The sequence below is a fragment of the Aeromonas sp. ZOR0002 genome, from assembly GCF_963866995.1.
GTDB classification, from domain to species: domain Bacteria; phylum Pseudomonadota; class Gammaproteobacteria; order Enterobacterales; family Aeromonadaceae; genus Aeromonas; species Aeromonas caviae.
In genome coordinates this window covers 1-12,477 of the sequence record NZ_CAWMFQ010000082.1, presented here as the reverse complement: position 1 = coordinate 12,477, position 12,477 = coordinate 1, and the positions used below count along the sequence as shown (strand labels likewise).

Here is a 12,477-nt window from a genome sequence, read left to right as displayed (position 1 = left end):
TGGCAAGGTCGTGCTCTACCAACTGAGCTATTCCCGCATCGGTCTGGCTGACTGCCTGACTGTGAGAACGCATTCTAGCGATGTTCCCCGCCCAGTCAACCAAAAACATTTAATACGCTGATCGTTCGGGTGTTTTTTACCCTTATCCCACACTTTTGGCGCTCATGGCCGTTTCTCGGCGCCAGTGGCAGAGAAACGGCCATCTTCCCGTCGGGGCTAGAACCGGGAGTGGTAGCTGAGATCGCCCCAGGCGGCCTTCATGTACTGGAACATGGACCAGAAGGTGAGCACGGTGGCCACGTAGAGCAGCACATAGGCGAGCCACACCATCCAGATGTCGTACTGCCAGATGAGACCGGTGAGCGACACCATCTGGATCATGGTCTTCCATTTGCCAATCCAGCTGACCGCCACCGAGGAGCGCTTGCCAAGCTCGGCCATCCATTCACGCAGGGCGGATATGATGATCTCCCGGCCAATCATGGTCATGGCGGGGATGGTGACCCAGACGGTGTTGTAGTGCTCGACGATGACCACCAGGGCCGCCGCCACCATGATCTTGTCGGCCACCGGATCGAGGAAGGCGCCAAAGGCGGTGGACTGGTTCAGCTTGCGGGCAAGATAGCCGTCAAACCAGTCGGTTGCGGCCGCCAGGATAAAGACGATGGCCGCCGCCATGTAGGACCACTGATAGGGAAGGTAGAACAGGATGACGAAGACGGGGATGAGCAAAATCCGAAAGAACGTCAGCAGGTTAGGAATATTTGTCATTATTTTCAGCCACTTCTTGTATGCCGCTACATGGTAGCCCCAAGCCGATCGCGGATGCAACCGAACTGGCGCCCGCCTTGGTCCATTAATCCATCAATAACCTCAGGATGCCGGTCATTATGGCATTTGGGAGCCCCCTGCGTCACGGCTCTTGTGCGCAGGCAGCACGCCCTGATGCCCCCTGGCGTGACCTCCTTCACACCAAAGGCAGCGCTAGAGCGAGTGCAATGCGTCGTGAATGGACTGGGCCAGCTCCTGGCTGATGCCGGGCACCTTGGCGAGCTCGTCCACCCCGGCTTTTTTCACCTCCTGCAAGCCACCCAGGTATTTGAGCAGCGCCTGCCGCCGTTTCGGCCCCACCCCGGGAATCTCTTCCAGGGTACTGGTGGTGCGGGCCTTGGCGCGCCTGGCCCGGTGGCCCGTGATGGCAAAGCGGTGGGATTCGTCGCGAATGTGCTGGATGAGGTGCAAGGCGGGCATGTCCGCCGGCAAATGCAGCTCTTCGTGGCTGTCCCCCAGGATCAGGGTCTCCAGCCCCGCCTTGCGGGTCACCCCCTTGGCGATGCCCACCAGCAGCGGGTATTTGCCGCCGAGAAACTCCAGCTGGCGCGCCAGGATCTCCTCCGCGCGGCGCAACTGGCCGAGACCGCCGTCGATGAACAACACATCCGGCACCTTGTCCGGCTCCTGCTGCTTGCCAAAGCGGCGCTCCAGCGCCTGCTCCATGGCGGCGTAGTCATCCCCGCCGGTGATACCGTCGATGTTGAAGCGGCGGTATTCCGAGGAGAGCGGCCCCTCCCGGTTGAACACCACGCAGGAGGCCACGGTGCGCTCCCCCATGGTGTGGGAGATATCGAAACATTCCATGCGGGCGATGGGGGTCTCGAGCTCCAGCAGCTCCTCCAGCTGATCGTAACGGGCGGTGATGGTGCTCTTGTGGGCGAGGCGCGAGCGCAGCGCAGTCTGGGCGTTGATGGAGGCGAGCTTGATGAAGCGGGCCCGTTCGCTGCGCGTCCGGCTCACCACCCGCACCTTGTAGCCGGCGGTCTGGCTCAGGGTGTCGGCGATGACGCTCTCATCCTCCAGCGCCACGTCCAGCAGCACCTCGCTCGGGATCTGCCGTCCCCCCTGCCCCGACAGATAGAACTGCAGCAGGAAGGATTGCACCACCTCGTCAAGCGGGGTATCGGCCGGCACTTTCGGGAAGTAGCTGCGCGATCCCAGCACCTTGCCCTGGCGGATGAAGAGCACGTGGATGCAGGCGGTCCCCTGCTCGAAGGCCACCCCCACCACGTCGAGCTCGTCCAGCACGTTGCCGCTCACCGACTGCTGCTCGGTGACCCGGCGCAGGGCCTGGATCTGATCCCGGTAGCGGGCCGCCTCCTCGAAGCGCAGATCGCCGCTGGCGGACTCCATCTTGCCCACCAGTTCGCCGATCACCTGCTGGTTCTTGCCCGCGAGGAACAGCTTGGCCAGCGCCACCTGCTGGGCATACTCGGCCTCGCTCACCAGCCCCGCCACGCAGGGGCCGGCGCAGCGCTTGAGCTGGTAGAGCAGGCAGGGGCGGGTACGGTTGGCATAGACCGCATCCTCGCACTGGCGCACCGGGAAGATCTTCTGCATCAGGTGCAGGCTCTCGCGTACCGCGCCACCGGAGGGGTAAGGGCCGAAATACTCCCCCTTCACCTTGCGGGCGCCGCGATGGACGCCGATGCGCGGGTGCCGATGGTCGGTGATGATGATCCAGGGGTAGGACTTGTCATCCCGCAGCAGCACGTTGTAGCGGGGCTGGTACTGCTTGATGAGGTTGTGCTCGAGGATCAGCGCCTCGGTCTCGGTATGGGTGACCGTTACCTGCACATCGGCAATCTGGCGCACCAGGGTGCGGGTCTTGATGCTGTCGACATTGGTCCGAAAGTAGGAGGCGAGCCGTTTCTTGAGATCCTTGGCCTTGCCCACGTAGATGACGGTGCCGCCGCTGTCGTACATGCGGTAGACACCGCTCTGGTGGGTGACGGCGCTCAGAAACGCCTTGCTGTCAAAATGGGGCTCGGGAGAGAGGGTCATAGGCAACTCGACTCAACGGATGAATGCAAAAAGACGGGGAGAGCATACTGCCCACAGCCAGAAAAAAGCAAAAGGCGGCCGGTGCCGCCTTTGGTGTCCACACGCCCCCGTTACAGGGTGTCGGCATCCAGCATGCCATAACGAATGGCCAGATGGGTCAGCTCCACGTCGCCGTTGATCCCCAGCTTGCTGAACAGGCGGTAGCGGTAGCTGTTGACCGTCTTCGGGCTCAGGTTGAGCTGCTCGGAGATGTCGGTCACCTTCTGCCCCTTGGTGATCATCATCATGATCTGCAGCTCCCGCTCGGAGAGGGACTTGAAGGGGTTCTCGTCGGCGGAGGCGAACTGGCTCAGGGCCATCTGCTGGGCGATCTCCGGGGAGATGTAGCGCTGACCGGAGTGAACCAGGCGAATGGCGTGGATCATCTCGTCCGGCGCGGCCCCCTTGGTGAGGTACCCGGCGGCGCCCGCCTGCATCACCTTGGTAGGGAACGGATTTTCTGAATGAATGGTCAGCACTATGATGCGTACATCGGGGCGGATCCGCAGGATCTTGCGGGTCGCTTCCAAGCCGCCGATGCCCGGCATGTTCATGTCCATCAGGATCACATCGGGGTGATGTTGCCGACAGAAGGCCACCGCGGTTTCCCCGCTCTGCGCCTCGCCCACCACCTTGATCCCGCGGACGTCTTCCAAAATGCGTCTTATCCCTGTACGCACCAACTCATGATCATCGACCAGGAATACATTAATCACCCAAACACCCCGTTTTTTATCTCGTTATATGCCAGTTAGGGTTAACACGGCGTCTTGCATCATAACCAAACTCGATGATTTGGCAAACCATGGGCGGGAAAAGTTTGAAATTGCTCGTAAAATCCGTTTTAAATCAAATTATTATACAAAGAATCAATTAAAAAACGGCGCCCTGGGGCGCCGTGTTGCATCAAAGCCGTTCCGCCAGCCTCAACCGGCCAGCAGCGCTCGCACCTTGTCGAGATCGGCCTGGGTGTCCACCCCCACCGGCGGGGCTTGCAGCGCCTGGGCCACGTGGATCTTCTCCCCGTACCAGAGCACCCGTAGCTGCTCCAGGGCTTCGACCTGCTCGAGCACGCTCGGTGCCCAGTCCACGTAACGCTGGATGAAGCCGGCGCGATAGGCGTAGATGCCGATGTGGCGTTGGTAGTGATCGCCAATCTGCTCGCGGCTCTGGGCAAAGCGGTCCCGATCCCAGGGGATGCTGGCGCGACTGAAATAGAGGGCATACCCCTCCCGGTCGGTCACCACCTTGACGGCATTGGGATTGAACGCCTCTTCGGCATCCCTGATCGGCACCGACAGCGTCGCCATCGGCGCGCTGGCCGCGGCCAGGTTGTCCGCCACCTGGCGGATGATGATGGGGGGAATGAGGGGCTCGTCCCCCTGCACGTTGACGATGATGGTGTCGGCGGCAAAGCCGTAGTGACGGCACACCTCGGCCAGACGCTCGGTGCCGGACTGGTGATCCGGTGAGGTCATGCACACCTCGAACCCGGCAGCGGCGGCAAAGGGAGCCAGAGCCTGCTGCACCCGCTCGTCATCGGTGGCGACGATCACCCGATCGGCGCCCGATTGCAGGGCCTTCTCCACCACGTGCTGCACCATGGGCTTGCCGTGAATGTCGGCCAGCGGCTTGCCCGGCAGCCGGGTGGAGGCGTAACGGGCAGGAATGACGACGACGAAACTCATGGCTTCAGCTCTTCCAGCGCCAGGTGACGGGCCCGGTTCTCCAGCAGCACCGGGATCCCCTCCTCCAGGGGATAGGCCAGTCTGTCGAAGCGGCAGATGAGCTCCTGAGGGCCCTCGGCGTGCGCTTGATAGTGCAGTTTCCCCTTGCAGACCGGGCAGGCGATGATGTCGAGCAGTTTAATATCCAGTGCCACAACGAAACTCCTTTAACAATTTCCCACAGGCGATCTTGCCTGGCATGTCAATGTGCAGGGCCAGCCCCCGAGTCCGGGCGCTGGCCATCTGTTCCAATCCGGTGGCGCCCGTCAGGGCGCCTGGTGCCCGTCCCCTCTTCCGGGCTGCGGGCCCAGGGTGCGCAGCAGCGCCTCCCCCAGGGCATCGGGCAGCTCGGCGCTCACCGGCAGATACCACCAGTTGTCCGGAGCGAAGGGGCGGCACTTGACCGCATCCTTCTCGGTCATCAGCAAGGGGCGCTGGCCGAAGCGGGCCAGCAGCTCGGCGGCGTCGAACGCCTGGTGATCCCCGTAGCCGACGCTCTGCACCAGCTCGTAACCAAGGGCGGTCAGGGTGGCGAAGAAACGGGGGGGATGACCGATGCCCGCCAGGGCATCCACCGGCCCCGAGAGGGGGGCCGTGAGAGGCGCATCGTCGCACACCCGGCGCAGGGTATCCGGCACCAGGCGCATGGCGTACTCGCCACGGGCGGGGTCGCCGCCGTTGCAGATGATGGCGTCCACCCGCTTGAGGCGGGTCGTGGGCTCGCGCAGCGGCCCCATGGGCAGCAGACAGCCATTGCCAAAGCGGCGCGCACCGTCCACCACCACCAGTTCGATGTCACGGGCCAGGGCATAGTGCTGCAGGCCGTCGTCGGTCACGATGATGTCCACCTCACCGCTTTGCTCCAGCAACCGCACCGCATCGGCCCGTCTGGGGGCCACCGCCACGGGGCAGCCGCAGCGTCTTGCGATGAGCACGGGCTCATCCCCGGCCTCGGCCGGGGTGCTGCTCTCATCCAGTCGATAGGGGTAATGGGGCGCCTTGCCGCCATAGCCGCGGCTGACCACGCCTGGGCGCCAGCCCCGGGCCTGGAGTTGTTCCACCAGCCAGACCACCACCGGGGTCTTGCCGTTGCCCCCCACCGAGAGATTGCCCACCACCACCACCGGCAGGGTAGCCCGATAGGCGCTGAACCAGCCCCGGCGATACCCCAGACGGCGGACGCCGCTGATCAGGGCAAACAGCAGGGCGAAGGGGGCCAGCCCCCAGCGCCAGAGGCTGTTCCCGTACCAGAGTCTGGCCAGCATCAGCCCTGGTTACCCGTGGCAGTATTACCAAACTGAATGGCCCGCAGCTGGGCATAAGTACCATGCATGTCCATCAGGGTTTGGTGGTTGCCGCGCTCGACGATGTGTCCTTCGTCGATCACCAGGATCTCGTCCGCCTTCTCGATGGTGGAGAGGCGGTGGGCGATCACGAGGGAAGTGCGCGCCTTGCACAGCTCGTCGATGGCCGCCTGGATGTGGCGCTCGGACTCGGTGTCCAGGGCCGAGGTGGCTTCGTCCAGCAACAGCACCGGGGAGTCCCGCAGCAGGGCGCGGGCGATGGCGATGCGCTGGCGCTGGCCGCCGGAGAGGGAGGCGCCGTTCTCGCCGATGACGGTGTCATAACCTTCCGGCATCTTGCTGACGAAGTCGTCCGCATGGGCGATGCGGGCCGCCTGCTGGATCTCGTCGCGGCTGTACTTCTCTTCTGCCGCGTAGGCGATGTTGTTGGCCACGGAGTCGTTGAAGAGGTGCACGTGCTGGGAGACCAGGGCGTACTGCTTGCGCAGCTCGCTCAGGCGGTATTCGCGGATGTTGACGCCATCCAGCAGAATCTCCCCCTCTTCGATGTCATAGAAGCGGGTCAGGAGGCTCGCGATGGTGCTCTTGCCGGAACCGGAACGACCCACCAGGGCCACCGATTTGCCCGCCTCCACCTTGAAGCTGATGTTGCGCAGCGCCGGTGTCTCCTTGGTCGGGTAGGTGAAGGTGACGTTGCGAAACTCGATTTCACCTCGGGCACGTTCCAGGGTGCGGGTGCCGGTGTCCTGCTCCGGAGTGGAGTCCAGCAGACCGAACAGGCTCTGGCAGGCGGTGATGCCGCGCTGGAACTGGTTGTTCACGTCGGTCAGGCTTTTCAGCGGCTTGAGCAGCATCATCATGGAGGTGACCATGACGGTGAAGGTGCCCGCAGTCAGGGTCGCCTTGACGCTGTCGATGGTGGCGACATAGAGGAAGACCGCAAGGGCCACGGAGGCCACCATCTGGACGATGGGGCTGCCGATGGCGTCGGCGGCGACCATCTTCATGGTCTGCTGGCGCATCCGGTTGCTCACCTGGTAGAAGCGCTTGTCCTCCACCTCCTGGCCCCCGAACATCAGCACCTCTTTGTGCCCCTTGAGCATCTGCTCGGTGGAGGTGGTGATGTCACCCACCGCCTGCTGGATGTGGCGGCTTATCTTGCGAAAACGTCGGCTGATGATGCTGATGAGGATCCCGACCAGGGGCCCCACCACCAGGAAGATCACCGACAACTGCCAGGAGTGCCAGAACATCAGGCCCAGCAGACCGATGACAGTGGCCCCTTCCCGCACCAGGGAGACCAGGGTCGAGCTCGCGGCGGACGACACCTGACCGGCGTCATAGGTCACCTTGGAGAGCAGGTTGCCGGTGTTCTGGCGGTCGAAGAAGCTCATGGGCATGGCCATCAGGTGGCTGAACACCTGCTGCTGCAGGCGCATCACCACGTGGTTGCCGACCCAGGCCATGCAGTAGTTGGAGAGGAAGGCGGCGCAGCCGCGCAGAGCCACGATGCCGAGGACGAAGAAGGGCATCCACTTGAGCACGCTGCTGTCGTTGCCGTTGAGCCCCTGATCGATGAGCGGTTTGATGGAGTAGACGAAGGTGGTATCCACGGCCGCGTAACCCAGCATGCCAATGATGCCGCCCACCAGACCCAGCTTGCGATCCCGGACATAACCGAGCAGGCGCTTGAAGACGGTCCAGCTCTCTTGTGAGGTTTCTTGTTGCATGAATAGCCGTTAATAAGGGAAATGACGGGCTATTCTAGCCAAACCTTGGAGCTACACCAAGCGCCGCTGGCGCGATGGCTACAACCCGGGTCACAAATGAAGGCCGCCCCTTGCCGGGCTGGCTCATTGGATCCTCACTCCCTTCCCCATACCTGCGGCTGCCACCAGGGGCCGCCACGCCGGTACCAGGGCCCCTGCTCCCGCTCGGCCCGGATCCTGAGCCCCGCGTCCCCCGGCTCGATCAGGATGGCGCCCGCCTCCCCCGTGACCCACTGCCTCGCTCCCTGGTATCGCGCCACCACCTCGGGGCGGGGAAAGCCCCACTGGTTCATGAAGCCTGCGCTGTGCACCACGAAGGCAGGTTTCACCGCCGCCACGAAGGGAGCCGTGGAGGAGGTGCGACTGCCATGATGCGGGCTCACCAGCAGGGTGCTGGCCAGCCCCGCGCCCTCACCCTCCTCCAGCGCCAGTGCCAGCAGGCGGCGCTCCGCCTGCCGCTCGATGTCACCGCTCAGCAGCAGCCGATGACGCCCGTCGTCCAGCTGCACCACGCAACTGTCGTTGTTGCGCCCCGCCCCGGCTGCCAGGGGCCAGAGCACCCGCACATCCAGTCCCTGCCAATGCCACTGCTGACCTCGGCGGCAGGCCTGGGTAGCCGGTGTAAAGGGAAAGGATGAGAGCTCCCGGCGCACCGCCATGCTCTGCAGCAGAGCCTGCCGGTTGCCCGCGTGATCCCTGTCTCTGTGGCTGATGATCAGGGTGTCGATCACCCGGACGCCGAGCCGGTTGAGCAGGGGCAGGATGGCCGCATCCGCCATGTTGTAGCCCCCTGGGTAGCGATCCCCGGTATCAAACAGGATGGCCCGATCCCCCCGGGTGACGAGCACCGATAGCCCCTGCCCCACGTCCAGCACCCGCACTTGCCAGGAAGCGGGAGCAGGCCAGAGGGCGAGCAGCAGGGCCGCCGCCACCGGCCCCCCCAGGGCGCGCCCTCCCGGCAGGTGCCATCCCGTCCACAGCAGGATCAGCAGGGCGCTGGCGGGCATCAGCCAGCCGGGCACCGGCCACCAGAGCTGCAGGCGATCCGCCAGCTGCGTGAGCCCCCACAGCACCCACTCCAGGCCGAAGGCGGAGACCCAGAGCAGGCCGTGGGCCAGCAACGTGGAGAGGGGCGCCACCAGCACGCCGATGAGCGCCAGGGGAATGATGACAAGGCAGAACAGCGGCAGTGCCAGCAGATTGAGCAGAAACGCCAGGGGCGCCATCCCCTCGAACAGCAGCAGTTGCAGGGGCAGCAAGCCGAGCAGCAGCAGAAGTTGCAGCCGCACCAGGCCGGGGCGATCGTGCAACAGGCTCGCCAGCAACAGCAGTGCCACCGCCAGAAAAGAGAGCCAGAACCCCGCCGAATAGAGGGCGAAAGGGTCCCACAATGTCAGCACCACGAAGGCCCACAGCCAGATCCGGTGGCTCGGCCAGTCCCGCTTTAGCCAGCGCAGCAGGCTCCACACCAGCACCATGATGAGGGCTCGCTCGGTGGCCACCGCAAACCCCGCCAGCCAGCTGTAGGTGGCCGCGAACAGGAGTGACACGCAGATAGCCCCGCGCAGCCCGAACAGCCGCCCGAGCCACCAGCCGAGCACCGCCACCAGGGCGATATGCTGGCCCGAGATGGCGATGATGTGGGTCAGGCCGCTGCCGCGAAAGAGTTCCCACTGGGCATCCGTGATCCCCCCCTGTTCCCCGAAGGTGAGGGCCGCCAGCAGGGGGGCCTGCGCCATCCCCTCCCAGGCGCGACTCGCCGCCGCCAGCCAGCGATCGCGCACACCCGGGGGCACGGCATCCAGGGCGATGACCCGGCGCAGGTTGCCGGTGGCGGTGATCCCCTTGCCAAGGAGCAGGCGCCGTCCATCCATTCCCGCTTCGTTGGCCAGGCCATGGGCCGGCTTGAGAGAGGTCACCAGGGTGACGCGGCTGCCGGCAGGCAACGGCGGCAACACCTGATAGGCATTGACCCGCACCAGGGGTGGCACGATGAGGGGGCGATCGTCCAGGGTGTCGAGGCGCAGCAGCAGGCGCGCAAATTTATCCCCCTCTTTCTCTCCCGAAGACTCCGTACTTTGCACGTGTGCGGTTATGATGTGGCTCGTTTTTTTGCCAAGCTGATCCAGCCAGGCAAGCCGGTAGTGCAAATTCACCTGCATCCAGAGGATGCCGAGCAGCAGAAACAGCAGCCGCCAGCAACGACCACCGGCGAGGGGGAGCGCGAGCAGCAGCATCAGGCCACCCCATTCCCATGAAGGCAGCCATGGCCAAAGCAGTGAGGAGCTTGCCCCCAGGGCAAACGACAACAGACGCAGATCCATGGAGCAAGTATTTAGCAAGGTTCAGAACATGCCCAAACGAATCATACAGCGCTGGCTACCCGACCCGGCGACCCTCAAGGAACACAAGCACTTGCGACTCTTTGGCAAGCTGCTGCTGGACGCCAATCTCTGGCATCTCAACCGGCGCTCCGCCGCCGGTGCCTGTGCGGTCGGCCTCTTCATGGCCTGGGTGCCCCTCCCCTGCCAGATGCTGCTGGCCGCTGGCGGCGCCATCGCCTGCCGGGTCAACCTGCCCCTCTCGGTGGCCCTGGTCTGGCTCTCCAACCCCCTGACCATGCCACCGCTGTTTTATGGCGCCTATCTGGTGGGCTGCCAGTTGCTGGGGCAACCCTCCCAGCACATCGAGATCACCTTCACCTGGGCCTGGCTGGTGTCGGTGTTCGAGACGGTGGCCCCGCCGCTCTTGCTGGGCTCCCTGGTGCTTGCTCTGCTGAGCGCCCTCGTCGGCTATCTCCTGGTTCGCGCGGGCTGGCGCCTGAGCACGGTGCGCCAGTGGCAAAAACGCAAGGTGGCGCGCCCATGCTGAATCGCTGGTTGGCCCGCTTCAAGATTGACCCCGATACCCTGCGCCAACAGAAGTGGTTCGCCCTCTTTGGCGAGCGACTGCTGACCCCCGCCCTCTGGCAAGGGGAAACGCGGGCCCTCTGTGGCGCCGTGGCGGCCGGGCTGTTCGCCAGCTGGATCCCCATGCCCATGCACTCCCTGGTGGCCGTAGCCCTGGTGCTGGCGTTCAGCTTCAACCTGCCGCTGGCCCTCTTGGCGGTCTGGTTCAACAACCCGCTGACACTCCCCTTCATGTACCTCTACGCCTATCGTACCGGTTGCCTGGTGCTGAACGAGACGCCAGCCCCCTTCCATCTCACCTGGTCCCTGCACTGGCTGGAGCAGGAGGCTGCCACCCTGGTGCCCCCCTTCCTGCTCGGCAGCCTGCTGCTGGCGGTGCTGAGCGCCGCCGCCGGCGCCTTGCTCACCCTGCTGCTGTTACAACTGGGCAAGCTGACCCGCCCCCGCTAGGTTGCCAGCACGCCGTCCTTGTCTCGGGCGGCGTGCCTTGCCATCGTCTGCCTCTGCCACCACACTCCTTGTAACCCGTTGTTTTTCGACCCCCATTCGAAACAAGGAGCCCACCATGGCCGAACCGCTCACGCTGGCCCATGCCAATGGCCACCCCCTCTCCCTGCTCCCCGCCATGGCCAATCGCCACGGCCTCATCACCGGGGCCACCGGCACCGGCAAGACAGTCACCCTGCAGGTGCTGGCGGAGGGGTTTTCCCGCCTCGGCGTGCCGGTCTTTCTGGCCGACGTGAAGGGGGATCTGAGCGGCCTGGGCGCCGCCGGCACCCCCTCTGCCAAGCTGGATGCCCGTCTGGCCCAGCTCGGCCTTCAGGCACCCGACTTTGCCGCCAGCCCCACCCTGTTCTGGGATCTCTTCGCCGAAGAGGGCCACCCGGTGCGGGCCACCGTCTCCGACATGGGGCCCCTGCTGCTTGCACGCCTGCTCGGCCTCAACGACACCCAGAGCGGGGTGCTGGAGCTGGTGTTCAAGGTGGCGGACGACGAGGGGTTGCTGCTGCTCGATCTGAAAGACCTGCGGGCCATGGTGCAGTTTGCGGGAGAGCACGCCAAGACCCTCACCACCCGCTACGGCAATGTGTCGACCGCCTCCATCGGCGCCATCCTGCGCAACCTCCTCACCCTGGAGAGCGCGGGCGGCGATCACTTCTTCGGCGAGCCCATGCTGGACATCCAGGATCTGATGCAGACCGACGAGGCGGGCCACGGCCATGTCAATGTGCTGGCCGCCGGCAAGCTCACCCAGTCCAGCCGCCTCTATGCCTGCTTCCTGCTCTGGCTGCTCTCCGAGCTGTTCGAACAGTTGCCCGAGATAGGGGATCCGGAAAAGCCCGTGCTGGTGTTCTTCTTCGACGAGGCCCACCTGCTGTTCAAGGATGCGCCCAGGGCACTGCTGGAGAAAATTGAGCTGGTGGTGCGCCTCATCCGCTCCAAAGGGGTGGGCGTCTATTTCGTGACCCAGAGCCCGGCCGACATCCCCGACAGCGTGCTGGGGCAGCTTGGCAACCGGGTGCAACACGCCCTGCGCGCCTTCACCCCGAGCGATCAGAAGGCGGTACGCATCGCCGCCAACACCCTGCGGGCCAACCCGGCCTTCGACGCCGCCGGAGCCATCACTGAACTGGGGGTCGGGGAGGCGCTCATCTCCCTGCTCGACGAGAAGGGGCGGCCCAGCGTGGTGGAGCGCGCCTTCATCGCGCCCCCGGCCAGCCGCATCGGCCCCCTGAGCGCGGCCGAGCGTCAGGCGCTTATTCAGGGCTCATTGCTCTACGGCAGATACGACACCCAGGAGGACAGGGAGTCCGCGTTCGAGCGGCTTCAGGAGGCATCGCCCGCCGCCGGTGACGAGACTGCTTCCCCACAAACCGACCAGGGCGGCGGT

The 12,477-nt window shown here is 64.8% G+C and carries 11 protein-coding genes; 3 read left to right on the top strand and 8 right to left on the bottom strand.

The window, feature by feature from the left end; genetic code table 11:
- Positions 1 to 216 precede the first annotated feature (216 nt).
- The 8 genes from pgsA to AACR77_RS04715 form a co-directional block, all read right to left on the bottom strand.
- Positions 217 to 771: a CDP-diacylglycerol--glycerol-3-phosphate 3-phosphatidyltransferase gene (pgsA, locus tag AACR77_RS04750; protein WP_010675229.1), complete on the bottom strand. Its 555-nt coding sequence runs from the start codon at positions 769 to 771 to the stop codon at positions 217 to 219.
- Positions 772 to 984: 213 nt separating this feature from the next.
- On the bottom strand, positions 985 to 2,838 hold the full coding sequence (uvrC, locus tag AACR77_RS04745; protein WP_042880061.1) for an excinuclease ABC subunit UvrC: 1,854 nt from the start codon (positions 2,836 to 2,838) through the stop codon (positions 985 to 987).
- A gap of 110 nt (positions 2,839 to 2,948) precedes the next feature.
- Positions 2,949 to 3,593, bottom strand: coding sequence for a UvrY/SirA/GacA family response regulator transcription factor (gene uvrY, locus AACR77_RS04740; RefSeq protein WP_010675231.1), 645 nt, complete (start codon positions 3,591 to 3,593; stop codon positions 2,949 to 2,951).
- A 210-nt stretch (positions 3,594 to 3,803) separates the two neighbouring features.
- The gene (kdsB, locus tag AACR77_RS04735; protein ID WP_042880059.1) at positions 3,804 to 4,565 is read right to left on the bottom strand and encodes a 3-deoxy-manno-octulosonate cytidylyltransferase; all 762 of its coding nucleotides are present in this window, start codon (positions 4,563 to 4,565) and stop codon (positions 3,804 to 3,806) included.
- Positions 4,562 to 4,759, bottom strand: a complete 198-nt coding sequence (locus tag AACR77_RS04730) for a Trm112 family protein (protein WP_010675233.1) — start codon at positions 4,757 to 4,759, stop codon at positions 4,562 to 4,564. Before AACR77_RS04730 ends, kdsB begins: the two co-directional genes overlap by 4 nt.
- Before the next feature lie 111 nt (positions 4,760 to 4,870).
- A complete protein-coding gene (gene lpxK / locus AACR77_RS04725) occupies positions 4,871 to 5,869 on the bottom strand; it encodes a tetraacyldisaccharide 4'-kinase (RefSeq protein WP_042880057.1) in 999 nt (332 codons plus the stop codon).
- The gene (msbA, locus tag AACR77_RS04720) at positions 5,869 to 7,638 is read right to left on the bottom strand and encodes a lipid A ABC transporter ATP-binding protein/permease MsbA (protein WP_039040276.1); all 1,770 of its coding nucleotides are present in this window, start codon (positions 7,636 to 7,638) and stop codon (positions 5,869 to 5,871) included. The genes lpxK and msbA overlap by 1 nt, the downstream gene beginning before the upstream one ends.
- 134 nt (positions 7,639 to 7,772) lie before the next feature.
- The gene (locus tag AACR77_RS04715; protein WP_193557375.1) at positions 7,773 to 10,001 is read right to left on the bottom strand and encodes a DNA internalization-related competence protein ComEC/Rec2; all 2,229 of its coding nucleotides are present in this window, start codon (positions 9,999 to 10,001) and stop codon (positions 7,773 to 7,775) included.
- Positions 10,002 to 10,029: 28 nt separating this feature from the next.
- Here AACR77_RS04715 and AACR77_RS04710 point away from each other — a divergent pair, with 28 nt between their 5' ends.
- The 3 genes from AACR77_RS04710 to AACR77_RS04700 all read left to right on the top strand — a co-directional run.
- On the top strand, positions 10,030 to 10,548 hold the full coding sequence (locus AACR77_RS04710; protein ID WP_039040274.1) for a DUF2062 domain-containing protein: 519 nt from the start codon (positions 10,030 to 10,032) through the stop codon (positions 10,546 to 10,548).
- Positions 10,542 to 11,036, top strand: a complete 495-nt coding sequence (locus AACR77_RS04705; protein ID WP_042880055.1) for a DUF2062 domain-containing protein — start codon at positions 10,542 to 10,544, stop codon at positions 11,034 to 11,036. The genes AACR77_RS04710 and AACR77_RS04705 overlap by 7 nt, the downstream gene beginning before the upstream one ends.
- Before the next feature lie 115 nt (positions 11,037 to 11,151).
- On the top strand, positions 11,152 to 12,477 hold a 1,326-nt coding region (locus AACR77_RS04700; protein WP_052224780.1), incomplete at its 3' end, for a helicase HerA-like domain-containing protein.